The 25,547-nt window shown below is 55.4% G+C and carries 24 protein-coding genes; 7 read left to right on the top strand and 17 right to left on the bottom strand.

Annotated elements, in window-relative coordinates; genetic code table 11:
* Positions 1 to 182: 182 nt before the first annotated feature.
* From glmU to ravA, 16 genes are all read right to left on the bottom strand, one after another.
* Positions 183 to 1,553 carry a bifunctional UDP-N-acetylglucosamine diphosphorylase/glucosamine-1-phosphate N-acetyltransferase GlmU gene (gene glmU, locus CYR55_RS09035; protein WP_101815817.1) on the bottom strand — a complete coding sequence of 457 codons (1,371 nt, stop codon included), beginning with the start codon at positions 1,551 to 1,553 and terminating at the stop codon, positions 183 to 185.
* A 312-nt stretch (positions 1,554 to 1,865) separates the two neighbouring features.
* On the bottom strand, positions 1,866 to 2,288 hold the full coding sequence (locus tag CYR55_RS09030) for a F0F1 ATP synthase subunit epsilon (RefSeq protein ID WP_101815816.1): 423 nt from the start codon (positions 2,286 to 2,288) through the stop codon (positions 1,866 to 1,868).
* Between the two features lie 20 nt (positions 2,289 to 2,308).
* A complete protein-coding gene (gene atpD / locus CYR55_RS09025) occupies positions 2,309 to 3,691 on the bottom strand; it encodes a F0F1 ATP synthase subunit beta (protein WP_101815815.1) in 1,383 nt (460 codons plus the stop codon).
* A 32-nt stretch (positions 3,692 to 3,723) separates the two neighbouring features.
* A complete protein-coding gene (gene atpG, locus CYR55_RS09020; RefSeq protein ID WP_101815814.1) occupies positions 3,724 to 4,587 on the bottom strand; it encodes a F0F1 ATP synthase subunit gamma in 864 nt (287 codons plus the stop codon).
* A gap of 61 nt (positions 4,588 to 4,648) precedes the next feature.
* A complete protein-coding gene (gene atpA / locus CYR55_RS09015) occupies positions 4,649 to 6,190 on the bottom strand; it encodes a F0F1 ATP synthase subunit alpha (protein WP_101815813.1) in 1,542 nt (513 codons plus the stop codon).
* A 12-nt stretch (positions 6,191 to 6,202) separates the two neighbouring features.
* Positions 6,203 to 6,736, bottom strand: coding sequence for a F0F1 ATP synthase subunit delta (gene atpH / locus CYR55_RS09010; RefSeq protein WP_072927853.1), 534 nt, complete (start codon positions 6,734 to 6,736; stop codon positions 6,203 to 6,205).
* 14 nt (positions 6,737 to 6,750) lie between these two features.
* The gene (gene atpF / locus CYR55_RS09005) at positions 6,751 to 7,221 is read right to left on the bottom strand and encodes a F0F1 ATP synthase subunit B (RefSeq protein ID WP_072927854.1); all 471 of its coding nucleotides are present in this window, start codon (positions 7,219 to 7,221) and stop codon (positions 6,751 to 6,753) included.
* A gap of 61 nt (positions 7,222 to 7,282) precedes the next feature.
* A complete protein-coding gene (atpE, locus tag CYR55_RS09000; protein ID WP_004093904.1) occupies positions 7,283 to 7,522 on the bottom strand; it encodes a F0F1 ATP synthase subunit C in 240 nt (79 codons plus the stop codon).
* A 48-nt stretch (positions 7,523 to 7,570) separates the two neighbouring features.
* Positions 7,571 to 8,353: a F0F1 ATP synthase subunit A gene (gene atpB / locus CYR55_RS08995; RefSeq protein ID WP_072927856.1), complete on the bottom strand. Its 783-nt coding sequence runs from the start codon at positions 8,351 to 8,353 to the stop codon at positions 7,571 to 7,573.
* 38 nt (positions 8,354 to 8,391) lie between these two features.
* On the bottom strand, positions 8,392 to 8,775 hold the full coding sequence (atpI, locus tag CYR55_RS08990) for a F0F1 ATP synthase subunit I (RefSeq protein WP_101815812.1): 384 nt from the start codon (positions 8,773 to 8,775) through the stop codon (positions 8,392 to 8,394).
* A gap of 654 nt (positions 8,776 to 9,429) precedes the next feature.
* The gene (rsmG, locus tag CYR55_RS08985; protein WP_101815811.1) at positions 9,430 to 10,050 is read right to left on the bottom strand and encodes a 16S rRNA (guanine(527)-N(7))-methyltransferase RsmG; all 621 of its coding nucleotides are present in this window, start codon (positions 10,048 to 10,050) and stop codon (positions 9,430 to 9,432) included.
* 108 nt (positions 10,051 to 10,158) lie between these two features.
* Entirely contained in the window at positions 10,159 to 12,048 is a 1,890-nt protein-coding gene (mnmG, locus tag CYR55_RS08980; protein WP_101815810.1) for a tRNA uridine-5-carboxymethylaminomethyl(34) synthesis enzyme MnmG, read from the bottom strand.
* Positions 12,049 to 12,426: 378 nt separating this feature from the next.
* On the bottom strand, positions 12,427 to 12,870 hold the full coding sequence (gene mioC / locus CYR55_RS08975) for an FMN-binding protein MioC (RefSeq protein WP_101815809.1): 444 nt from the start codon (positions 12,868 to 12,870) through the stop codon (positions 12,427 to 12,429).
* A gap of 91 nt (positions 12,871 to 12,961) precedes the next feature.
* On the bottom strand, positions 12,962 to 13,423 hold the full coding sequence (gene asnC, locus CYR55_RS08970; protein ID WP_101815959.1) for a transcriptional regulator AsnC: 462 nt from the start codon (positions 13,421 to 13,423) through the stop codon (positions 12,962 to 12,964).
* A gap of 99 nt (positions 13,424 to 13,522) precedes the next feature.
* Complete coding sequence (gene viaA, locus CYR55_RS08965; protein WP_101815808.1) at positions 13,523 to 14,983, bottom strand: ATPase RavA stimulator ViaA; 1,461 nt, start codon at positions 14,981 to 14,983, stop codon at positions 13,523 to 13,525.
* A 3-nt stretch (positions 14,984 to 14,986) separates the two neighbouring features.
* Positions 14,987 to 16,498, bottom strand: coding sequence for an ATPase RavA (ravA, locus tag CYR55_RS08960; RefSeq protein ID WP_101815807.1), 1,512 nt, complete (start codon positions 16,496 to 16,498; stop codon positions 14,987 to 14,989).
* Between the two features lie 252 nt (positions 16,499 to 16,750).
* Here ravA and kup point away from each other — a divergent pair, with 252 nt between their 5' ends.
* The 7 genes from kup (at position 16,751) to rbsR (ending at position 24,616) form a co-directional block, all read left to right on the top strand.
* On the top strand, positions 16,751 to 18,619 hold the full coding sequence (kup, locus tag CYR55_RS08955; protein WP_101815806.1) for a low affinity potassium transporter Kup: 1,869 nt from the start codon (positions 16,751 to 16,753) through the stop codon (positions 18,617 to 18,619).
* A gap of 157 nt (positions 18,620 to 18,776) precedes the next feature.
* A complete protein-coding gene (rbsD, locus tag CYR55_RS08950; RefSeq protein WP_101815805.1) occupies positions 18,777 to 19,196 on the top strand; it encodes a D-ribose pyranase in 420 nt (139 codons plus the stop codon).
* A 9-nt stretch (positions 19,197 to 19,205) separates the two neighbouring features.
* Positions 19,206 to 20,723: a ribose ABC transporter ATP-binding protein RbsA gene (gene rbsA / locus CYR55_RS08945; protein ID WP_101815804.1), complete on the top strand. Its 1,518-nt coding sequence runs from the start codon at positions 19,206 to 19,208 to the stop codon at positions 20,721 to 20,723.
* Positions 20,716 to 21,684, top strand: coding sequence for a ribose ABC transporter permease (gene rbsC, locus CYR55_RS08940; protein WP_101815803.1), 969 nt, complete (start codon positions 20,716 to 20,718; stop codon positions 21,682 to 21,684). The genes rbsA and rbsC overlap by 8 nt, the downstream gene beginning before the upstream one ends.
* 32 nt (positions 21,685 to 21,716) lie before the next feature.
* Positions 21,717 to 22,604: a ribose ABC transporter substrate-binding protein RbsB gene (rbsB, locus tag CYR55_RS08935; RefSeq protein ID WP_101815802.1), complete on the top strand. Its 888-nt coding sequence runs from the start codon at positions 21,717 to 21,719 to the stop codon at positions 22,602 to 22,604.
* A gap of 80 nt (positions 22,605 to 22,684) precedes the next feature.
* Positions 22,685 to 23,611 (top strand): ribokinase, encoded by a 927-nt coding sequence (gene rbsK, locus CYR55_RS08930; protein WP_101815801.1) that lies wholly within the window; start codon positions 22,685 to 22,687, stop codon positions 23,609 to 23,611.
* Between the two features lie 3 nt (positions 23,612 to 23,614).
* Positions 23,615 to 24,616, top strand: a complete 1,002-nt coding sequence (gene rbsR / locus CYR55_RS08925; RefSeq protein WP_101815800.1) for a ribose operon transcriptional repressor RbsR — start codon at positions 23,615 to 23,617, stop codon at positions 24,614 to 24,616.
* On the opposite strand, the gene CYR55_RS08920 is transcribed toward rbsR, so the two are convergent.
* Complete coding sequence (locus tag CYR55_RS08920) at positions 24,617 to 25,306, bottom strand: FadR/GntR family transcriptional regulator (RefSeq protein WP_101815799.1); 690 nt, start codon at positions 25,304 to 25,306, stop codon at positions 24,617 to 24,619. It lies immediately after the preceding gene.
* Positions 25,307 to 25,547 lie beyond the last annotated feature (241 nt).

Raw genomic sequence — 25,547 nt, 5'->3', positions numbered from 1 at the left:
CACTTGATGGCCTACGATGTCTTCGACCTGATATCCCGGTGTTTCCGGGGTCCCCGAGCCTTGTAGAGTGCGGGGTTATTATGTTTTGCCCTGTGCTCGCGGCAGAACACAGGGCAAAACAGAGTCGGGAGCCGCGCCCCCAACTCAGGGTTCTCAGCGCTTTTTCATCAGCGCTTTTTCAATCAACGTTTTTTCACGGGACGCTGCCAGTCCGGTTTGTGCTGCTGTGGTACACGGCTGATCAGCAGGCCGTTGTCCGGCACATCACGCGTGACGGTGGTACCGGCGGCGATGGTGACGCGGTTACCAACGCTGACCGGTGCCACCAGCTGGGTATCAGAGCCGACAAATACATCATCCCCGATCACCGTTTTATGTTTGTTTGCGCCATCGTAGTTACAGGTGATGGTGCCTGCACCGATGTTCACGTTGCTGCCGATGTCGGCGTCACCCAGGTAGGAGAGGTGGCCGGCTTTAGTGCCTTTGCCCAGGCGGGCTTTTTTCACTTCAACAAAGTTGCCGACATGCACGCTCTCCGCCAGCTCACTGCCGGGGCGCAAGCGGGCAAACGGGCCGACGGTACACGCGGCCGCCAGCGTGGCATCTTCAATCACCGTGTAGGGGCTGATTTCGCTGTCATCGCCGATTTCGCAGTTTTTCAGCACGCAGCCCGCCGCAATCTTCACCCGGTTACCGAGCTTGACCCGGCCTTCGATAATCACATTGGCGTCGATCACCACATCGCGGCCATGCTCCAGCGTGCCGCGCAGGTCAAAACGTGCCGGATCAAGCAGCATCACCCCGGCCAGCAGCAACTTCTCTGCCTGTTCGGCCTGATAAATGCGCTCCAGGCGGGAGAGTTGCAGGCGGTTGTTCACGCCTTCCACTTCACTCAACCGTTCAGGGTGTACGGCAGCGATGGTATGGCCTTCCGCATGCGCCAGCGCGATGATGTCGGTGATATAGTATTCGCCCTGCGCGTTATTGTTCGACAGGCGGCCCAGCCAGCGTTTGAGATCGCCGCCGTTAGCCACCAGAATGCCGGTGTTCACTTCCGTGATCGCGCGCTGTTCCGGCGTGGCATCTTTCTGCTCAACGATCCCGGTTACCTCACCACCTTCGCGCACGATGCGGCCGTAACCGGTTGGGTCGTCCAGCTTCACCGTCAGCAGGCCGATGCCGCCTGCGGGTTTGGCCTGCAGCAGCTGTTGCAGCGTGGTCACCGAGATTAACGGCACATCGCCGTACAGCATCAGGATATCTTCATCATCAGCAAAGTGCGGGGCCGCCTGCTGCATGGCGTGGCCGGTGCCGAGCTGTTCTGCCTGTAACACCCAGTTAAGTGGGCTATGCGACAGGCGCTCTTTCAGCAAGTCACCACCATGGCCGTAAACCAGATGCACCTGCGCGGCACCCAGTTGCGTTGCGGCATCAATCACATGCTGAACCATGGGCTTGCCGGCCAAAGGGTGCAGAACTTTTGGGAGATCGGAATACATGCGCGTTCCCTTGCCGGCAGCAAGGATCACAACGCTCAATGAGCTGTTCGACATAAGCAATCTGATAGCCTTATTAAGAAGTGAAAAGTAAACCTGTTCGCTGAACCAAATACTACATATTTTTCAGTGAAAATGCTGCGTAAGCCGCACCGGGCAAGGCTTACCTGCTTATTACTCACCATAACGAATTTTGGCGTGAAGCGCCGGGAAAGCGGGGGATTTTTTCAGGGAATCTGTGGGTTTTATCGTCGGGGCCAAAGAAACGCCCGGCTTTTTTAAAGGTAAAAAAAAAGCGACCCTAAGGCCGCTTTCTTATTGACGCGATTACGGTGGTGGTTTATCCCCGCTCTCGCGGGGAACACGCAATTACATCGCTTTTCTGGTCAACTCGATGACGCGCAGTTTCGCGATCGCTTTGGCCAGTTCAGCCGATGCCTGAGCATAGTCGACGTCACCGTGAGAGCTATGGATATGTTCTTCCGCCTTGCGCTTAGCTTCCAGCGCGCGAGCTTCGTCAAGATCCTGCCCACGAATGGCGGTGTCAGCCAGAACGGTTACCGCACTCGGTTGCACCTCAAGGATGCCGCCGGAGAGGTAGATATACTCTTCTTCACCGTGCTGTTTAACAATACGCACCATGCCAGGCTTAATGGCAGTGAGCAGCGGCGCATGGCCAGGGAAAATACCCAGCTCACCTTCGCTACCCGTCACCTGGATTTTTTGCACCAGACCGGAAAACATCCGTTTTTCAGCACTGACGACATCCAGATGGTAAGTCATTGCAGCCATGTCACCCTCCTCTCAAAGCGTTACAGTTTCTTGGCTTTTTCCACTGCTTCATCAATGGAGCCAACCATGTAGAACGCCTGCTCCGGCAGGTGGTCGTAATCACCGTCCATAATGCCTTTGAAGCCGCTGATAGTGTCTTTCAGGGAGACGTATTTGCCCGGTGCACCGGTGAATACTTCTGCCACGAAGAACGGCTGGGACAGGAAGCGCTGAATCTTACGGGAACGGGCAACCACCAGCTTGTCTTCTTCAGACAGCTCGTCCATACCCAGAATCGCGATGATGTCTTTCAGCTCCTGGTAACGTTGCAGCAGAGACTGCACGCCACGCGCCACATCATAGTGTTCCTGACCAACAACCAGCGGGTCCAGCTGACGGCTGGTGGAGTCGAGTGGGTCAACCGCCGGGTAGATACCCAGAGAAGCGATTTGACGGCTCAGTACCACGGTAGCATCCAGGTGGGCGAAGGTGGTCGCCGGAGACGGGTCAGTCAAGTCATCCGCAGGGACGTAAACGGCCTGTACGGAAGTGATAGAACCGGTCTTGGTTGAGGTGATACGTTCCTGCAGAACGCCCATCTCTTCCGCCAGGGTCGGCTGGTAACCTACTGCAGACGGCATACGGCCGAGCAGTGCGGATACTTCAGTACCGGCCAGGGTGTAACGGTAGATGTTATCGACGAACAGCAGAACGTCACGGCCTTCGTCACGGAATTTCTCAGCCATGGTCAGGCCGGTCAGTGCAACGCGCAGACGGTTACCCGGCGGCTCGTTCATCTGGCCATACACCAGGGATACTTTGTCGATAACGTTGGAGTCGGTCATTTCGTGGTAGAAGTCGTTACCTTCACGGGTACGCTCGCCCACGCCTGCAAACACGGAGTAACCGGAGTGCTCGATCGCGATGTTACGGATCAGCTCCATCATGTTTACGGTTTTACCTACACCCGCACCACCGAACAGACCGACTTTACCGCCCTTAGCGAACGGACACATCAGGTCGATAACCTTGATGCCGGTTTCCAGCAGTTCCTGGGAGCTGGACAGCTCTTCGTAGCTTGGTGCCGCGCGGTGGATAGCCCAACGCTCTTCTTCACCAATGTCGCCTTTCATGTCGATTGGTTCACCCAATACGTTCATGATACGGCCCAGGGTTGCTTTACCCACCGGTACTTCGATCGGGTGTTCCAGGTTGATAACCTTCAACCCGCGGCGCAGGCCGTCGGAGGTACCCATTGCGATACAACGGACAACACCGCCACCCAGCTGTTGCTGAACTTCCAGCACCAGTTTGGACGCGCCGTTGTCAACCTCAAGTGCTTCGTACACGTTTGGTACGGCATCCTGAGGGAACTCGACGTCCACTACGGCGCCGATTACCTGGATAATCTTTCCAGTAGCCATCTTGAATCCTCTACGTAATTCGTAAACCTAGCTTAAACCGCAGCGGCCCCCGAGACGATCTCGGTAAGTTCTTGAGTGATGCTGGCCTGACGGGCTTTGTTGTATACCAACTGAAGCTCTTTGATCAGGCTACCGCCGTTATCGGTTGCGGCTTTCATCGCGACCATTCGTGCGGCCTGCTCGCTGGCCAGGTTTTCCACGACGCCCTGATAAACCTGTGATTCCACATAGCGGCGCAGCAGGGTATCCAGCAGCGCTTTCGGATCGGGTTCATACAGGTAATCCCAGGATTTCTTCTCCAGAACGCCATCTTCCGCAGGCGGAAGCGGCAGCAGTTGAAGAACCTGCGGAACCTGGGACATCGTATTGATAAACTTGTTACTGACGATGTAAAGCTTGTCCAGACGACCTTCGTCGTAGGCTTGCAGCATTACTTTCACCGGGCCAATCAGATCAGACAGGGAAGGTTTATCCCCCATGCCGGTGACCTGGGCAACCACGTTGCCGCCTACGGCGCCAAAGAAAGAGGCCGCTTTCGAACCAATCACAGCCAGATCGGCCTGAACGCCTTTATCGGACCAACCTTTCATGTCTGCCAGCAGTTTCTTGAACAGGTTAATGTTCAAGCCGCCGCACAGACCACGGTCAGTAGACACCACCAGATACCCAACGCGCTTCACATCGCGGTCGTCCAGGTAGGGGTGTTTGTATTCCAGATTACCCAACGCAAGGTGACCAATCACGTTGCGCATGGTCTCTGCATAAGGACGGCTGGCTGCCATGCGCTCCTGCGATTTACGCATTTTGGAGGCGGCGACCATCTCCATCGCTTTTGTGATCTTCTGCGTGTTTTGCACGCTTGCGATCTTACCACGTATCTCTTTTGCGCCGGCCATCTCTGCTTCTCCTCATTGCCAGACGGCCTGCTGTTCTTTCAAACAGCAGGACCGTTCAGCGTTACCAGGACTGGGTTGCTTTGAAGGTATCCAGCAGGCCTTTCAGCTTGCTTTCAATCTCATCGTTGTAACCGCCAGTTTGGTTGATTTGGTTCAGCAGATCACCGTGTTCGCGATCGGCGAAGGCCATCAGGGCAGCTTCGAAGCTCACCACTTTGGACACTTCGACGTCTTCCAGATAACCACGCTCAGCAGCAAACAGCACCAGGGCCTGTTGAGCAACGGACATCGGCGCGTATTGTTTCTGTTTCAGCAGCTCGGTCACTTTCTGACCGTGGCTCAGCTGTTTACGCGTCGCGTCATCCAGATCGGAAGCGAACTGAGAGAACGCAGCCAGTTCACGGTACTGTGCCAGTGCGGTACGGATACCACCGGACAGTTTTTTCATGATCTTGGTCTGTGCTGCACCACCCACACGGGATACGGAGATCCCTGGGTTAACCGCAGGACGGATACCGGAGTTAAACAGGTTGGATTCCAGGAAGATCTGACCATCGGTAATCGAGATTACGTTGGTCGGAACGAACGCGGAAACGTCACCCGCCTGCGTTTCAATCAGCGGCAGCGCGGTCAGGGAACCGGTTTTACCTTTCACTTCACCTTTGGTGAATGCTTCAACGTAGTCAGCGTTAACACGCGCTGCACGCTCCAGCAAACGGGAGTGGAGGTAGAACACGTCACCCGGATAGGCTTCACGGCCCGGCGGACGACGCAGCAGCAGGGAGATCTGACGGTAAGCAACAGCCTGTTTGGACAGGTCATCGTAAACGATCAGGGCATCTTCGCCGCGGTCACGGAAGTATTCGCCCATCGCACAACCGGCATACGGCGCCAGGTATTGCAGTGCAGCGGATTCAGACGCGGTTGCCACAACCACAATGGTGTTGGCCAGTGCGCCGTGCTCTTCCAGTTTACGTACCACGTTAGACACGGTAGACGCTTTCTGGCCGATAGCCACGTAGATACATTTGATGCCGGAGTCGCGTTGGTTGATGATCGCATCGATCGCCAGCGCGGTTTTACCGGTCTGACGGTCGCCGATGATCAGCTCACGCTGGCCACGGCCGATTGGAATCATCGCATCCACGGATTTGTAACCGGTCTGAACCGGCTGATCAACGGATTGACGGGCGATAACGCCCGGTGCGATAGCTTCAACCGGGGAGAAGCCGTCGTTGTCGACCGGCCCTTTACCATCGATAGGTGCGCCCAGGGTGTTCACTACGCGGCCCAGCAGGCCACGGCCAACCGGAACTTCCAGGATACGGCCGGTGCATTTCACCTTCATGCCTTCAGCCAGGTCCGCATACGGACCCATGACCACAGCACCGACAGAGTCGCGTTCCAGGTTAAGTGCGATAGCGTAACGGTTGCCGGGCAGGGCGATCATCTCACCCTGCATGACATCGGCCAGGCCGTGTACGCGGATAATCCCGTCACTGACGGAAACGATAGTACCTTCATTGTGAGCTTCGCTCACTACATTGAACTGAGCAATGCGCTGCTTGATCAGTTCGCTGATTTCGGTGGAATTCAGTTGCATGCTCCAGTCCCCTTAAGACTGCAAGACGTCTGCCAGGCGATCCAAACGACCGCGTACGCTGCCGTCAATCACCATATCGCCTGCGCGGATTACTACGCCGGCCATTACAGACTTATCAATTTTGCAATTCAGCTTAACTTTGCGTGACAGACGTTTTTCCATCGCAGCGGTAATTTTTACCAGCTGGGCATCATTCAGTGTGGTGGCGGAAATCACTTCGACTTCGACCGTGGCCTCGAGGGAGGCGCGCAGTGCAATGAACTGCTCTAACACTTCAGGAAGGACGGATAAACGGTTGTTCTCAGCCATCACCTTAATCAGGTTCTGGCCGGCTTGGTCGAGTTGATCACCACATACGGCAATGAACGTTGCAGACATGGTTTCCGGTGCAACAGCACCGGAAAGCAAGGCTTTAATCTGTTCGTTGCGCGTCACTTCAGCGGTAAACGCCAGCATCTGCTGCCAGCGGTCGATGCATTGGTGCTCAACGGCAAAGTCAAATGCTGCTTTGGCGTAGGGGCGAGCTACCGTGACAAATTCAGACATCGGCCCCTCCCTCCTTACAGTTCAGCGACCAGTTTATCAACGATGTCGCTGTTAGCAGCTTCATCCACGGAACGTTCAATGATCTTCTCGGCGCCAGCAATTGCCAGTACAGCGACTTGCTTACGCAACTCTTCACGAGCGCGTTTACGTTCGGCTTCGATCTCAGCCTGTGCTTGCGCCACGATTTTGTTACGTTCCTGCTCTGCTTCGGCTTTTGCGTCCTCGACAATCTGAGAGCCACGCTTGTTGGCTTGCTCAATGATCACCTGGGCTTCGGCCTTGGCTTTTTTCAGCTGGTCGGTCGCATCGGCTTGCGCGAGGTCCAGATCTTTTTTGGCACGTTCTGCTGAAGCAAGACCGTCAGCAATTTCTTTCTGACGCTTCTCGATGGCAGCCATAATTGGCGGCCATACATACTTCATGCAGAACCAGACAAACAGGACGAACGCGATGGCCTGGCCGAGGATTGTTGCGTTAAGATTCACAGCACAATGCCTCTTTCAAAGTTAATAGTTTGATGTGATCCACTGTAGAGAAAAATCTCTACTACGCGACCGCAAACATCACGTACAGGCCCAGACCAACAGCGATCATCGGGATGGCGTCAACCAGGCCCATAACGATGAAGAATTGTGTACGCAGCAGAGGAATCAGGTCAGGCTGACGTGCAGCGCCTTCCAAGAATTTACCACCCAGGATGCCGATACCGATCGCAGCACCGATTGCCGCCAGGCCCATCATCACAGCGGCAGCCATGTACAGCAGATCCATACTCAGGTTTTCCATGACAGTCTCCAGTTTGTTTCAGTTAAACGCAGTAGTGTTGAAAGAAAATCAGTGTTCTTCAGACGCCATCGACAGATAAACAATCGTCAGAACCATGAAAATAAAGGCTTGCAGCGTAATGATCAGGATGTGGAAAATGGCCCACGGCACACTCAGAACCCACTGTGACCACCACGGCAGCAAACCGGCAATCAGGATGAAGATCAACTCACCCGCATACATGTTGCCGAACAGTCGCAGACCCAGAGAAACAGGTTTGGACAGCAGGCTGACACCTTCCAAGATCAGGTTGATTGGAATGAATACCGGATGGTTGAACGGCTGCATCGTCAATTCTTTAACGAAGCCGCCAACCCCTTTCATTTTGATGCTGTAGAACAGAATCAGAATGAATACGCCCAATGCCATCGACAATGTGATGTTCACATCAGCGGTAGGCACCACACGCAGGGCAGGAAGCCCGAGGACATGTTCACCGAGATAAGGCAGCAGGTCGATAGGCAGCAGGTCCATCATGTTCATCAGGAAAACCCAGACGAAAACGGTGAGCGCGAGCGGTGCAATCACTTTGCTCTTGCCGTGATACATATCACGGACACTGCTGTCGACAAACCCGACAACCAGCTCAACGGCTGTTTGCAGTTTGCCAGGGACGCCACTGGTGGCGTTTTTTGCTACTTTACGGAAAATAACCAGAAAGAGCAGACCGAGGACCACGGAGAAAAACATCGAATCGATGTTTATCGACCAGAATCCCGTCCCCACCTGCAGCTGAGTCAGATGGTGACCGATATACTCTTGAGGAGTAGAGATTTCTCCAGATGCAGACATGATGCCTCTTACCCTTTTGTAGTTAGATACAAAAACCGCTAGGCGCGGTAACTGTTAATCACGGCTGGTGCCAGTATCTGCGTGAGCAACACCGATAGATAGGTTATGCCGAGCGGGATGAACACCGCCTTAAGCACACCCAGGGCGATTACCACCAACGCAATGGTGATGACAACCTTCAACGCTTCTCCGATGGCGAACGACCAGGCGACTCGGCCAGAGAGCGGCGTATTTGCCTGGTGACGCCACGCAAACAGCATAAACAGTGCATTCGGTAACCAGGCGGCAAACCCGCCGGCTAAAGCAGAAACACTCCATTCCAGGCCTTTGAGCCCAAAGACGGCACTGAGCAGAACAAAGGTCAATAACTGCACTGACAGCAGTTTTCCGGCAACCTTCCCGCTGTAAAGGGATGCAGACATGACGTTTGTTCTCTCCGTAACTCAGTGGAGGTATGCTGAGTGTCGTATAAAACTGCCTTTGTACGACCGAGTCAAGCAGCAAAAACCGAGCAAATTATACGGTTCACTCAAGCGAATTCAATCGATAAGTAGCGAAAAGGTGAACAATTATTTAAATTTAATTCTGTAGGGCTATTTTCCTAAGGAAACTATCCCTGAAATGACAAGATAATAATTGTCTGATTATTCCACTACCATTCATATAAGTGTGCACAAGATCACACAAAATAGTTGTGCCCGCTCCGGCAAATGCACGCTCAGCGCGGATGGAGCAGCAGATTGATTTTTAAACCTTATAAAAATCAATCTGCTAAATTGTTTGGTGTCAAAAAGAAGACGAACACTTAATTCAAACCTTTTTTTGACATTTTACCCCGAAAATAAGCAACAAAAATATTACATTTAATATATTTGTTTGAGAATGAATCTCATTACCACGTCGACCTATTTTCAGGTTTTTACGCAGTGATTCAAATAACCATGCTACAACTCTGTGAAATATTGGTAACCGTTGCGCATATTGGCCCCATATAATTAGCAGGCTTATGTTAACGTCCGAAACGGCCAGATGATTTATCCTTTTTTGATAAAGCGCAAAATCCTACGCTTTTAAAATCACTGCACTTTCAAAATCACCAGATGACGTTCACCGTCAAGTTCAGGAACCGTCAGTTTCACCACCTGCTCCACCCCTACCCTCTCCGGCAATGTGGCAAGTTCATCATCAGGGCGCACCCCTTTCAGGGCGTAGAAGCGCCCCTGGGCCGGCTCCGGCAGATGGCGGCACCAGGAGACCATGTCCTGCAAGGAGGCAAACGCACGGCTGATGACGCCGTCAAACGGCGGCTCAGCGGAGAATTCCTCAACACGGCTCTGTACCGGCGTAATGTTAGTAAGCCCTAACTCATGCTGTACCTGCCGTAAAAAGCGGACGCGTTTGCCCAGGCTGTCCAGCAGGGTGAAATGTGCATCAGGGCGGACAATGGCCAATGGAATGCCGGGTAACCCCGGCCCGGTGCCCACATCAATAAAACGGCTGCCCTGCAGGTGAGGGTTAACCACAATACTGTCAAGAATGTGGCGTACCAGCATCTGGCGCGGATCGCGCACTGAGGTCAGATTATAGGCTTTGTTCCATTTATCCAGCATCCCCACGTAAGCCAGCAGTTGGTGCTTCTGCTGATCGGGCAACACAATGCCGGCCTGGTTAAGCAACGCGTCGAGTTTTTGCAGCACAGGAAATTCCTTTGGCACAGCATGACTGCTGTGGTTAATCATTATTCAGGGAACGTAAAGCGAGAGAGAAGCCGCCAGCCCGCAGGCTGACGGCTCCGGTGATAAGGCTCAGGCGCTGCGACGCAGCAGGCCCTGTTTTTTCAGCCAGATCAGCAAAATAGAGATAGCAGCCGGTGTCACGCCTGAAATGCGTGATGCCTGGCCGATTGAGCTGGGCTTGTGATCGTTGAGTTTGGCGATCACCTCATTCGACAGGCCGGACACCTGATGGTAGTCCAGATCCACAGGCAGCACGGTATTTTCATTGCGCTGCTGCTTATTGATCTCATCCTGCTGGCGGGCGATATAGCCTTCGTACTTGACCTGGATCTCCACCTGCTCCGCCGATTGCGGATCGCTCAGCCCCGGCGCGAACATCGGCATCCCGATCATCTGCTGGTAGGTCATCTCCGGGCGACGCAGCAGTTCTTCACCGCTGGCCTCACGTGAAAGCGGCGCTTTCAGCAGGGCATTGACCTGTTCCACCTGTTCCGAATGCGGGTGAACCCACAGGCTGCGCAGACGCTGGCGCTCCTGCTCAATCTGTTCAACCTTCTCACAGTAGCGCGCCCAGCGCAGATCATCCACCAGGCCAAGCTCACGCCCTTTTTCGGTCAGGCGCAGATCGGCATTGTCTTCACGCAGCATCAGGCGGTACTCCGCCCGTGAGGTAAACATGCGGTACGGTTCTTTGGTGCCCAGCGTGCTGAGGTCGTCAACCAGCACGCCCAGGTAAGCCTGATCGCGGCGCGGTGACCAGCCTTCGTCCTCATTGGCGTAACGCCCGGCATTCAGGCCTGCCAGCAGCCCCTGGGCTGCTGCTTCTTCGTAGCCGGTGGTGCCGTTGATCTGCCCGGCAAAGAACAGGCCCTGGATGAATTTGCTTTCCAGTGTGGGTTTCAGATCGCGCGGATCGAAGAAATCGTACTCGATCGCATAACCCGGACGCACAATGCGCGCATTTTCCATGCCGCGCATGGAACGGACAATCTGCATCTGGACGTCAAACGGCAGGCTGGTAGAGATGCCGTTTGGATAAATTTCGTTACTGGTCAGCCCTTCAGGTTCAAGGAAGATCTGATGCGCGTTACGATCGGCAAAGCGCATTACTTTGTCTTCGATCGACGGACAATAACGCGGGCCAATCCCTTCGATGATCCCGGCGTACATCGGACTGCGATCCAGGTTCTGGCGGATCACCTCATGGGTCTGCTCGTTGGTATGTGTGATGTAGCACGGGATCTGCCGCGGGTGCTGTGACGCATTGCCCATGAACGAGAACACCGGTGCCGGGTTATCGCCATGCTGTTCATCCAGCACGCTGAAATCGATGGTGCGTGCGTCGATCCTTGGCGGTGTGCCGGTTTTCAGACGATTTACCCGCAGCGGTAACTCACGCAAACGGCGTGACAACGAGATCGCCGGAGGATCGCCTGCGCGGCCCCCACTGAAGTTTTCAAGGCCAATGTGGATCTTCCCATCAAGGAAGGTCCCCACGGTCAGCACCACGGCTTTGGCGCGGAATTTGAGGCCCATCTGGGTCACTGCACCCACGACCCGATCGTTTTCCACGATCAGATCGTCAACCGCCTGCTGGAAGATCATCAGGTTCGGCTGGTTCTCCAGTGCAGTACGGACAGCCTGGCGGTAGAGCACCCGGTCAGCCTGGGCACGGGTCGCCCGCACGGCCGGCCCTTTGCTCGCGTTTAGTATCCTAAACTGAATCCCCGCATGGTCGATGGCCGTGGCCATTAACCCGCCGAGGGCGTCCACTTCTTTAACCAGATGTCCTTTTCCGATGCCACCGATCGCCGGGTTACAGGACATTTGTCCAAGCGTATCAATGTTATGCGTTAATAATAGGGTTTGACGTCCCATCCGGGCAGCCGCCATGGCAGCCTCGGTACCGGCATGGCCTCCGCCGATAATGATGACGTCAAAATGGTCTGGATAAAACATGGTACTGCACCTCGCGGTTATGCGAATGATCGTGGTTTGCCCTGGGGTGGGGGATTCTACTGAAGTTTAGCCGTGCAACCAAGCAGCTTAGGATCGCAGGTAATTAAAAGAAGATCTTTTTATTTAAAGATCTCTTTATTAGATCTCTTATTAGGATCGCGATCCTCTGTGTATAACCCTGAATTCTCTATTTGATCCAAGGTATTATCACGGATCATTAGCTGTGAATGATCGGTGATCCTGTGGCGTATAAGCTGGGATCAGATCGGCACTTTATACACAGGCCTCGACGGGTGCCAAGGTTGTTATAGGGATAACTACCGGTTTTACCCAGCTTTAAAGGGTAGTTATCCACAACTGATCGCGCGATCTTTGACCTTATTTGAGTAAATTAATCCAGTTTTTCACCCATTCTTCGGCGGGGTCTTCCGGGATCTCATGTTGGGTCACGTCGATCTCAAGGCGATCACCGATCTTTTTAGCCCCTTGAGCGATCAATGCAGCCTCGATCGTTTTGATCGCGCCACAGAAGGTATCGTATTCGCTGCTGCCAAGCCCAATGGCACCAAAACGGACCTGGGAGAGATCCGGCTGCTGGGCGTCGATCGCGTCCAGCAAGGGTTGCAGGTTATCAGGCAGTTCCCCAGCACCGTGTGTTGAGGTGACAAGCAGCCAGATCCCGTCAGGGCTCAGCTCATCAAGCTCTGCGCCGTGCAGGGTTTCCGTTGAAAAACCCGCCTCTTCCAGTTTTTCAGCCACATGTTCAGCCACATACTCGGCACTGCCAAGCGTACTGCCGCTGATCAAGGTAATGTCAGCCATAATGATCCCACCTGATATAAAGAGGGCGTATTGTACGCTGTGAATCAGCTGGGATCTACCTGTGGACAATATGGGTATGGCTTTTTTACGATCAGGGTGAGATCGCCCGCATGATGGGGTTTTGCAAGGAGATTAACGTCTCGGTTGACTGGATTTCATCAATGGTCTGGATCTTGTTGATAAGTACCTGTTGCAGGGCATCAATGGATCGGCACATCACCTTAATAAAGATGCTGTAGTGCCCGGTGGTGTAATAGGCTTCGACCACCTCTTCCAGGCTCTCGAGTTTTTTCAGGGCAGAAGGATAATCTTTGGCACTTTTCAGGATGATGCCGATAAAGCAGCAGACATCATACCCAAGTTGTTTGGGGTTCACCTGCACGCAGGCACCGGTAATAATGCCGGCCTGCTTCATCTTCTCTACCCGCACATGGATGGTACCGGGGCTGACGTTAAACACCTTGGCCAGTTCTGCGTAGGCGGTACGCGCGTTCTCCATCAGGGCATTCAGGATGCCGCGATCAAGATCATCGATCTGATAAACTTCTGTCACTTTTTCCACCTCAGCGTCGGGACATGCAATGCCCAGAAGATAGAGGATCTCCTGCGGCGGAACCAGGGGTATTGGCTGAGAAAGGGGAGCCGGTGGGCGTTAACGGCGTATACGGCGCAGCAGCCGGCTTTTCAGCCCGGTATCAAAGCGCCAGATGTGGTCGAAGATGCGCATGATCCCCGGCTTGCCATAGGCTGACATCGCCACGGCATGGAAACGTTGCTGATGGATCTGGCGGTGCTGGCGGATCTGCTCCACCACCGGATCGGGCAGCCGCTGGGCGATAAAATCGGAAATGACCACGGCATCGGCATCAAACCAGGCGCGATCCTCCATTTTTTTCAGCGTTGCCGACAGGCAGGCCGCCAGATCGGTACCGCCGCGGAAATGCTGGCTAAGGAAACGGATCGCCTGCTCGATCCCGCTGCCGGCGGTTAACTCGTACTGCACGATCTCGGTGGTAAACAGCATAATGAAGCAGCGGCGTTTGTCTGCCAGCGCAATCCGTAACAGGGCCAGGCAAAAGGCTTTGGCGCACTGTTCATTGAAGCCGCCCATTGAACCTGAGGTATCCACACAGACAATAAAGGGCCCGCGCGGCTGCTCCTCCTGCTGATGGTGGGTGACCGGGCGCATCATGATCCGTTCATGCCAGGCGTCCCCCTGCAACCGGTAGGTCATCAGCTGTTTTTCCAGTAACCGCCGGTAAAACTCAAACTCCAGCTCACTTAGCCCCAGCATGGCCAGCTCAGTAGGCAGCAACCTTAAGATGTCATCACTTTGATGAATACCGCTGACCTGCTCCGGCACGGTAGCCGGCTCGCGTACTAATGTACGGTAAGGCTCCATTGCCGCATTATCCTGTGGAATGCTTTTTGCCGCCTGGCTGCGCCCCAGCTGTTCCGCCAGCCGGTTCAGTTCCGGTTGCTGTTGCAGGAATGCTCCATAATCCAGCAATTGCCGGTAATTACCGGCATAGAGTTCACCGCGGCTCATATCCCAAAGGCGCCCGGCGGCGCTGTCATTTTCTGCCAGCATCGGGGCCAGTGCGCCGCTCATTGCCAGCCGCTGCTGGAGATCGGCCAGCAACTGTTCGCGTTCCTGCTCCAGCAACTGATGATGCAAGGTGATCGCCTGCAAGGTCAGGCTCAGGCGCCAGCGCTGGATAAACAGGGTCTGCAGGCTGTCGCCGGGTGGGTGGCTGAGCCCGGTACTCTCCACCAGCGTTTGTGCTTCTGGGGCGAAGGGGGAATCCATGGCGTTAAGATCCCGCACGATGCCGGGCAGGTGCTGGTAAAAGGTGGCGGGGCTTTCGGTCATGCTGCGCTGATAAAAGTAGAACTCTTTCGCCAGCGCCGGGGGAACCATCGATTCATTAATACGCCTGGATAACGTCTGTTTCCAGGCAGGAAGATCTTTCAGCAGGGCGCGCTTCAGCCGGGGGAATTTCTCAAAAAACACCACCAGCTGCGGCGTCGCCAGTAAGCTGATGATGATCTCCTCAATCAAATCGCCCTGATTGATGGCCAGCAGCATATCCAGCGTATGCAGACTCATCATGATCTATTTACCGCGGAAGGTCTGCTGCTGCTGTTTTATCTGCTCAGCGACCTGCATCAGGCTGGCTTCAATTTTAGCCAGCCAGACCGCAGGCACAAACAGGCAGGGCTGATGCGAGGCGAAAAGGCGGCGCTGTTGGGCCAATTTTTCCGCCAGGGTGTCAAGCTGCGCCATGATCTCGGGCGGCACTGTGGTCTGCTGCTGTTCCCCCGGAAGGGAGAGCACCGACCGCTGGCGGCTGACGTCCAGCACTGACAGCTGGAGTTTTTCATCCACTTCCAGTTCCACATACTGGGCAAAACCGATCCCGTTAAGTTTTGCGCGTGCCTGGCCGCCTTTTTGGAGCCAGGTATCCAGCTCAGTACGCTCCATCAGCAGGTGTGTGACCTGAATGTCGTGCAGGTGCAATGGTGTATGCAGCAGCAGCATCAGCGTTTTCTCGCTGTTTTCCAGCGCCAGTTCGTAATGGGGTGACCGGCTGAACATGGCTGCCTTTTTGCTGACCTTGATCGCCTGGCTGTCGCTGAGTTTCTGCTGTTCACGCAGCCATTGCTGGTGAAGTTGGTGAACCTGCAGGATCAGCGTTTGCTGCTGATACGCCTGAGTAGTCAGCAACTGTTCAAGCTGCTGCTGGAACAGCGTATAGGTATTGAGATCGTGCCACAGGCAATCTTTGAGCAGAATCAGATCCACCGGCGAAATAACGGAGCGGCCGCTGAAGAAGGCACTGGCCTGCAACAGGCGCAGCGCCTTCTTCCAGCGGCGGTCAGAGACATAAGGGGCATTTTCCTGCGCGCCCAGTTGCTCACGCAGCTGGAAAATCAATTCGAAACAAGCGTCCGGCAGAGTCACCGCGTTGATGTCACGCTGCCATTGGTGGAATTCCTCGTCGGTGATGCTGAGGCTCTCCGGTACCGGGTTCTCATTTTCACCGGAGCGGTGGGTCAGCAGGGCACGGAAATTTTGCTTTTCCTGTACCTTGTCCAGCCACAGGCGGATCAACATCCGGTCATACAGCGCTTCGAGGCTGCTGTCCGCTTCCGGCAATTCGTTAGAGGCGGTGACCAGCAGCCGCAGTGGGATGGCGGCTTCATCTTCGCCATTACGGAAACGACGCTCGTTGATGGCGGTCAGCAGGGTATTCAGAATTGCCGGCCCGGCTTTCCAGATCTCATCCAGAAAGACGATTTCCGCCTCCGGCAGGTAGCCGCGCGTCAGGCGCTGGTAACGCCCTTCATCTTTCAGTGCCTGAATAGAGAGCGGCCCAAAGACCTCCTCCGGTGTGGAGAAGCGGGTCATCAGGTATTCAAAGGCCCGGGCATGGCGGAACGCATATTTGAGCCGGCGGGCGATCAGGCTTTTCGCGATGCCCGGCGGCCCGAGCAGGAAAACACTTTCACCACACAGCGCCGCCAGCAGACAGAGCCGGATGGCATCCTGGCGTTCATACAGACCACTCTCAAGTGCATTGCTGAGCCGTGCGATACGGTCAGCCAATCCTGTTGCGTTCACCATGATTACTCTTCGTTTTCTTTCAGTTAACGCATTCTGGTTTGCGGTATAAGAATAATCCACACTTATTTTTTGCTGCGTTAGCTTGTTGATTCCCGGTAATTTTCTATCATCAGTAAATCCCGGCACGCGGTCGTGGGCGGGCATTTAAGGATAGGCAATCATGTTAAATCATGCATACTGTGCGGTTTTGGGTGGGCGTAACGGCATCAGCGTACGCGTCGCTTATGGATGTTCCAGCAAAAGAAACGAGTTATGAGCACAGAGCATAAACAGTCATTGTCAGCCATGACCCTGGCCGCTATCGGGGTTGTCTACGGTGATATTGGTACCAGCCCTCTCTATACCTTAAGAGAGTGTTTTTCCGGCCATTATGGTTTTGACGTTCAGCCCGACGTGGTATTTGGGTTTCTCTCCCTGATTTTCTGGATGCTGATCCTGATTGTTTCCCTGAAATATCTTTCGTATGTCATGCGGGCTGATAACGCCGGGGAAGGCGGGATTTTGACATTGATGTCACTGGCGGGGCGTAATACCTCTGCCCGTACCACGGCGGTGCTGGTGATCCTCGGGTTGATTGGCGGCAGCTTCTTCTATGGCGAAGTGGTGATTACGCCGGCCGTGTCGGTGTTGTCTGCGATTGAGGGGCTGGAGATCGCGGCGCCGTCGCTTGACCCTTATATTGTCCCCTGTTCGATTGCCGTGCTGACGCTGTTGTTTATGATCCAGAAGCACGGCACCGGCAGCGTCAGTAAACTGTTCGCCCCGGTGATGCTGGTCTGGTTCCTGGCGCTGGCGGTGCTGGGGGGGCGCAGCATTATGGATAACCCACAAGTGTTGCAGGCACTGAACCCCGCCTGGGCGATTAACTTCTTTGTGGCCCACAAAGCCGCCTCGTTCTTTGCGCTGGGTGCGGTGGTGCTGTCGATTACCGGGGTAGAGGCGCTGTATGCCGATATGGGCCACTTCGGGAAATTCCCGATTCGTCTGGCATGGTTCAGTGTGGTCTTGCCCTCGCTGGTACTGAATTACTTCGGCCAGGGCGCCCTGCTGCTGAAGAACCCGGAAGCGATTAAGAACCCGTTCTTCCTGCTGGCACCTGACTGGGCGCTGATTCCGCTGATGCTCCTGGCGACGCTGGCCACGGTTATCGCCTCGCAGGCGGTGATCTCCGGCGTATTCTCCCTGACGCGCCAGGCGGTGCGCCTGGGGTATCTGCCGCCGATGCGCATTATTCACACCTCAGAAATGGAGTCCGGGCAGATCTATATCCCGGTGATTAACTGGACGCTCTACGTGGCGGTGGTGATCGTGATCGTCAGCTTTGAGCACTCCAGTAACCTGGCCGCAGCATATGGTATTGCGGTAACCGGCACCATGGTGCTGACCAGTATCCTCTCCTGCACCGTAGCGCTGAAAAACTGGCACTGGAACGTGGTGTTGGTAGGCGCGCTGATGGTGGTATTGCTGATAATTGATGTGCCGATGTTTGCTGCCAACGCAACCAAACTCTTCTCCGGTGGTTGGTTGCCGCTGATGCTGGGGCTGGTGATGTTCGTGATTATGACGACCTGGAAAAGCGAGCGGTTCCGCCTGCTGCGCCGTATGCATGAGCACGGCAATTCCCTGGACGCGATGATCGCCTCACTGGAGAAATCGCCGCCGGTACGGGTACCGGGCACCGCGGTCTATATGTCGCGCGCCACGAATGTCATCCCGTTTGCCATGCTGCACAACCTCAAGCACAACAAGGTGTTGCATGAGCGTGTGGTGTTGCTGACCCTGCGTACGGAAGATGCGCCGTTTGTCCATAACGTCCGCCGTGTGGCCATTGAGCAGCTCTCGCCCACCTTCTGGCGTGTGGTCGCCAGTTATGGATTTAAAGAGACGCCTAACGTCGAGGAAATTTTCCACCGCTGCGGCCTTGAAGGCCTGCCGTGCCGGATGATGGAAACTTCCTTCTTTATGTCCCATGAATCGTTGATTGTGGGCAAACGCCCCTGGTACCTCCGGTTGCGCGGCAAACTGTTTGTCACGCTCAGCCGCAATGCCCTGCGGGCACCGGATCAGTTTGAGATCCCACCGAACCGGGTGATTGAACTCGGTACCCAGGTCGAGATCTGACAATAAAGGGCTTCTTCGGAAGCCCTTTTTCTTTGCCTTTCTGGCCTGCCAGCGAAACGTTTCGATGGCGATCACATTTCTCTCTCTTTCCTTTTGCCTTCTTCCGCGGTTTTTTTACACTGCTGGCAGCGAAACGTTTCGCTGACGGAGCCTAGCCATGAAAAAAGCCGCCTTACTGAATGCTGAACTCTCTTATGTGATTGCGAAACTCGGGCATACCGATCAGGTCGTCATTGCCGATGCCGGGCTGCCGATCCCGGCCACCACACAGCGCATTGATCTGGCGCTGACCCACGGCGTGCCGGGGTTTATGGCAGTGCTGAACGTGGTCACCCAGGAGATGCAGGTAGAACGCGTGCTGCTGGCAGAAGAGCTGGAAGCGCAAAACCCGGCGATTCACCAGCAACTGTGTGAACATCTGGCACAGCTGGAGGCGCGGCAGGGCAACACGATTGAGGTTAGCTATATCCCTCATGCTGCATTCAAAACCCAAAGCGCGCAGAGCCGGGCAATTGTGCGTACCGGCGAGTGCTCGCCGTATGCCAATGTCATTCTCTGTGCCGGCGTGACGTTCTGAGGCCCCCTTATGCAAGCGTTGCTGGAACTAAAAGGCATTGAGAAATCCTTCCCCGGCGTCAAAGCCCTGTCGGGTGCGGCGCTCTCGGTCTACCCCGGCCGCGTGATGGCGCTGGTCGGGGAGAATGGGGCGGGTAAATCCACCATGATGAAAGTGCTGACCGGCATCTACCAGAAAGAAGCCGGCAGCCTGAAATTCCTGGGGAAAGAAACGGTATTCGCCGGGCCGAAAGCCTCGCAGGAAGCGGGGATCGGCATCATCCATCAGGAACTTAACCTGATCCCCCAGCTCACCATTGCCGAAAACATCTTTTTAGGCCGCGAGTTTGTAAACCGGTTCGGTGGCATCGATTGGAAGAAAATGCACGCTGAAGCCGGCAAGTTGCTGGCACGGCTCAATGTGCGCCATCGCAGTGACCGGCTGGTGGGGGACCTGTCGATTGGCGATCAGCAAATGGTGGAAATCGCCAAGGTGCTGAGCTTTGACTCCCGCGTCATCATCATGGACGAGCCCACCGATGCCCTGACCGATACCGAAACGGCCTCCTTGTTCAGCGTGATCCGTGAGTTGCGCGCACAGGGGTGCGGCATTGTGTATATCTCTCACCGGATGAAAGAGATCTTCGACATTTGCGATGACGTTACGGTGTTCCGTGACGGGCAGTTTATCGCGGAGCGTGCGGTGAGTGCGCTGGATGAAGATTCGCTGATTGAGATGATGGTCGGCCGCAAACTGGAAGACCAATATCCCCGGCTGATCTTACCCCAGGGCGAATGCCGCATGCGGGTACGTAATCTTAGTGGGCCGGGCGTGGAGCGGGTCAGCTTTGCCCTGCATCGCGGTGAGATCCTCGGCGTTTCCGGTTTAATGGGGGCAGGCCGCACCGAGTTGATGAAAGTGCTGTATGGCGCCCTGCCCCGCGTTGGCGGTTCCGTGGAGATCGACGGGCGTGACGTCACGGCCCGTTCCCCCCAGGAAGGGCTGGCCAACGGCATCGTCTATATCTCCGAAGACCGCAAACATGACGGGCTGGTGCTCGGCATGTCCGTTAAAGAGAACATGTCCCTGACCGCGCTGCGCTATTTCAGCAAAGAGGTCGGGCGGCTGCGCCATGCCGATGAGCAGCAGGCAGTCAGTGACTTTATCCGCTTGTTCAATATCAAAACCCCCTCCATGGAACAGCCGATCGGCCTGCTCTCCGGCGGCAACCAGCAAAAAGTGGCGATTGCCCGCGGCCTGATGACCCGGCCAAAGGTGCTGATTCTGGATGAGCCGACCCGCGGCGTTGATGTCGGCGCCAAGAAAGAGATCTACCAGCTTATCAACCAGTTTAAGCAGGATGGCCTCAGCATCATTCTTGTCTCTTCCGATATGCCGGAAGTGATGGGCATGAGCGATCGCATCCTGGTGATGCATGAAGGGCGCATCAGTGGCGAATTCACCCGCGAACAGGCGACCCAGGAAGTGCTGATGGCAGCCGCCGTCGGCAAACTCTATGGCGCAACACAGGAATTAACTCATGAGTAGTCACGTATTGCCGGCCAAGCGCTGGTTCAACAAAGCCTGGTGGCTGGAGCAGAAGTCACTGATTGCGCTGGCGGTGCTGATCGCCGTGGTGTCATCAATGAGCCCGAACTTCTTCAGCCTGAATAATCTGTTCAACATCCTGCAGCAGACCTCCGTCAACGCCATTATGGCCGTGGGCATGACGCTGGTGATCCTCACCTCCGGCATTGATTTGTCTGTCGGGTCTCTGCTGGCGCTGACCGGCGCGGTGGCGGCCTCGCTGGTGGGTATGGAGACCAACGCCTTCCTGGCCGGAGCCGCTGCACTGGGGCTGGGAGCACTGATTGGTGCCGGTACCGGGGTGATTGTGGCAAAGGGCAAGGTGCAGGCATTTATCGCCACCCTGGTGATGATGTTGCTGCTGCGCGGCGTGACGATGGTCTACACCAACGGCAGCCCGGTAAATACCGGCTTCTCCGGGGTGGCAGACACTTTTGGCTGGCTCGGCATCGGCCGCCCGCTTGGCGTCCCGACGCCGGTCTGGCTGATGGCGGTAGTATTTCTCGCCGCTTGGTACATGCTGCATCACACCCGCCTGGGGCGTTACATCTATGCGCTGGGCGGGAATGAAGCGGCGACCCGTCTTTCCGGCATCAGCGTCAATAAAGTCAAAATCATCGTCTATGGACTGAGCGGCCTGCTTTCCGCGCTGGCCGGCCTGATCGAAGTGGCGCGCCTCTCCTCGGCACAGCCTACGGCAGGGACAGGTTATGAGCTGGATGCGATTGCGGCCGTGGTGCTGGGCGGCACCAGCCTGGCCGGCGGCAAAGGGCGAATCGTCGGCACGCTGATTGGCGCGCTGATCCTCGGGTTCCTGAATAACGGGCTGAATCTGCTCGGCGTCTCTTCTTACTACCAGATGATCGTTAAAGCCGTGGTGATCCTGCTGGCGGTACTGGTGGATAACAAAAGCAGCAAATAATTTTCCGATTACCTTTTTAAAGGACGCTTACCATGATGATGAAAAAATTGGCTACGCTGGTCTCTGCGGTTGCGCTGACCGCCACCTTCAGTACGAATGCACTGGCAAAAGATACCCTGGCGCTGGTGGTCTCTACCCTGAATAACCCCTTCTTTGTTTCCATGAAAGAGGGCGCGCAAAAAGAGGCCGATAAACTGGGCTATAACCTGGTGGTGCTGGATTCACAAAACAACCCGGCGAAAGAGCTGGCCAACGTACAAGACCTGACCGTGCGCGGCACTAAACTGATGCTGATTAACCCAACCGACTCCGATGCTGTCGGCAATGCGGTGAAAATGGCGAATCAGGCCAATATTCCGGTGATTACCCTCGACCGTGTGGCGACCCATGGCACCGTCGTCAGCCATATCGCTTCTGACAACCGCGCCGGTGGCGCAATGGCCGGGGAGTTTATTGCCAAAAAACTGGGCAATGGCGCTAAGGTAATCGAATTGCAGGGCATCGCCGGGACGTCAGTGGCGCGTGAACGCGGCGAAGGCTTCAAACAGGCGCAGGAGAAGAACCACTTTACCCTGCTGGCCAGCCAGCCGGCCGATTTCGACCGCACCAAAGGGCTGAACGTGATGCAGAACCTGCTGACAGCCCACCCGGATGTGCAGGCGGTATTCGCACAGAATGATGAAATGGCACTCGGCGCGCTGCGTGCCCTGCAAACGGCCGGCAAAAGTGATGTGCTGATCGTCGGGTTCGACGGCACGGCTGACGGCATTAAAGCCGTTCAGGGCGGCAAACTGGCGGCGACCGTGGCACAGCGTCCTGATCAAATCGGGGTGATCGGCGTGCAGACCGCAGATAAAGTGCTGAAGGGCGAAAAGGTCGCGGCGATCAATCCGGTTGATTTGTCGCTGGTTACGCAATAAACCTGCGGGTATCCAGGACAATGCGCCGCCGCAACCAGGGCGGCGCGCTTTTACCAGAGACGGGCTCAGGAAGAACAGCGATGAAGAAAGGCAAGCTAGTGGTGCTCGGCAGTATCAATGCCGATCATATTCTGAATACGGCACATTTCCCGCGTCCCGGTGAAACGGTGATCGGTTCCCAGTATCAGGTCGCCTTTGGCGGCAAAGGGGCGAACCAGGCCGTCGCGGCCGGGCGCAGTGGCGCGGATATTACCTTTATTGCCTGTGTTGGGGCGGATGATATTGGCGAGCGTGTCCGGCAGCAGCTGGCCGCTGACAATATTGATGTCCGGCCGGTTGAGGTTGTGCCTGATACCACCACCGGCGTGGCGCTGATTATGGTTAACGGCGAGGGGGAGAATGTGATCGGTATTCATGCCGGTGCCAATGCTGCCCTGACGCCCGACACCCTTTCCCGCTATCAACAAGAGGTGGCCGATGCCTCGGCGCTGCTGATGCAACTGGAATCTCCCCTTGATACAGTGATGGCAGCCGCGAAACTGGCGAAAGCGCATCAGACCCGCGTGGTGCTCAACCCCGCTCCGGCTTGTGCCCTGCCGGATGCGTTACTGGCCTGCGTTGATATGATTACGCCCAATGAAACCGAAGCCGAGGCACTCACTGGTATCACTGTCAGTAACGATGACGACGCTGCCCGCGCAGCCGCCTGGTTGCATGATAAAGGCGTGGCAAACGTGCTGATTACGCTGGGCAGTCGTGGCGTCTGGTTAAGTGAAAAAGGAGCAGGGCAGCGTATTCCCGGCTTCCGTGTGGATGCCGTGGACACCATTGCCGCCGGTGACACCTTTAATGGCGCACTGATAACCGCGTTGCTTGAGCAGCAACCTATGGCTGAAGCTGTACGCTTCGCTCATGCTGCGGCAGCGATTGCCGTCACCCGGCCGGGTGCCCAGCCTTCCGTCCCGTGGCGTAATGAAATTGATGCCTTCTTACAACAACAGGGGTGATGTTTGGCCACAATGAAAGATGTCGCCCGGCTGGCGGGCGTTTCTACCTCAACCGTCTCTCACGTCATTAATAACAACCGTTTTGTCAGTGACAGCATCCGTGAAAAAGTGCTGGTGGCAATTGAAACACTGAATTATGCCCCTTCCGCTCTGGCGCGTAGCCTGAAGATTAATCAGACCCATACTATTGGTATGCTGCTGACCGCCAGCAGCAACCCGTTTTATGCGGAGCTGGTGCGGGGGGTTGAGCGCAGTTGTTATGAACGCGGCTACAGCCTGATTATCTGTAATACCGAGGGTGATGTGGAGCGCATGAACCGTAACCTGGAAATGCTGCTGCAAAAGCGCGTTGATGGCTTACTGCTGATGTGCACAGAAACACACATTCCCTCTCAGGACGCCCTGCGCCGCTACCCTTCACTGCCGATTGTCATGATGGACTGGGCACCCTTCGGGGATGCCAACGACATCATTCAGGATAACTCGCTGCTGGGCGGAGAAATGGCGACGCGCTACCTGCTCAGCCAGGGTTACCAGCGTATCGCCTGCATCGCCGGGCCGCAGGATAAAACCCCGGCCCGGGCGCGGCTGGCGGGTTTCCAGCGTGCGATGCAACAGGCGGGCCTGCCGGTACCGGAAGAGTACATCATCTATAGTGATTTCGAATTCCAGGGCGGTATGACCGCCATGTCACAACTTCTGGCCTTGCCGCACCCGCCGGAAGCCGTCTTTACCAGCAATGATGCGATGGCGGTCGGCGTGTATCAGGCACTTTATCAGCATGGCCTGACGATTCCGGCGGATATGGCAGTGATCGGGTATGACGATATTGAACTGGCGCAATATATGACACCGCCGTTAACTACTGTGCATCAACCTAAAGATGATCTGGGCGAACTGGCGATTGATACGCTGTTACACCGGTTGACTAATCCTGCGGCAGAACCCCAGATATTGGTATTGACCCCGGAATTGCGTGTCCGTGATTCCGTCAGCGCCCGCTGATCAGCCGGCATCCGTCAACAGTGCCAGGCAGGCTGAACGTGCCGCCGGGCCATCCGATGCCAGGATAGCCGAGACAATAGCGTGGTGGTGGTGCAGTTTAATGACTTCATTTCCGGTTATCGTTTGGAAATACCGGTGATAGACCGAGCTGAATAAATTGGCAAATGACGTCAGGAATGGGTTGGCGCTGGCTTCATAGATCAACCGGTGGAACTGGCCGTCCACCGTAATCCACCGTTCACGATCGAACACTTCATCCAGCGCCCGCATCTCCCCCATATAGAGAGAGAGTTGATGCTTCTGTTCCGGGGTGGCCTGCGTAGCAGCCAGAAAGCAGGCCTGAGGTTCCAATGACGTGCGCATAATAAGGAAATGCTGCATCACTTCATTACTGTTCTCCCGGTTCATCCACCATGCCAGTAACTCCTGATCGAGAAAATTCCAGTTGGTTTGCTGCATAACACGCGTGCCAATACGCGGACGCGGCAAGACCATGCCTTTAGCGGCCAGGATCTTAATCGCTTCGCGTACCGCAGTACGGCTGACGCTATAGATTCCCGCCAGTTCCATTTCGCCCGGCAGGATACTCCCTTCTTTATAATGCCCTGACAGCAGCTGTTGAGCGATTTTCTCTGCGAGAAGGTAGGAAAGATTGCGCTGGGCAGCTTGTTGCTGCGCATTAATCGGCATGATGGTTGTCCTGAATAGCGGCTACGGTACAGCTTGTACTTTAGCGATTATGAGCAAAACCGGCCCCGGAAAGGAATAAAAAGCAGGAAATTGCCGGTTTAAACCGCGCTTTGGTTAAACATTCGTCGGTTGAATAATTTTTTGAATTTAGGGGTTGCAGCCTGTCAGGAACTCCCTATAATGCGCCTCCACTGACCGGGAACAACGACCAACACGTCGCCGGGTCAGAGAGAGGTAAGCA

The sequence above is a fragment of the Chimaeribacter californicus genome (assembly GCF_002858675.1).
In the GTDB taxonomy this organism is placed as follows: domain Bacteria; phylum Pseudomonadota; class Gammaproteobacteria; order Enterobacterales; family Enterobacteriaceae; genus Chimaeribacter; species Chimaeribacter californicus.
Note: the sequence above shows the minus strand (reverse complement) of the source record. Positions and strands in the feature narration are given on the sequence as shown.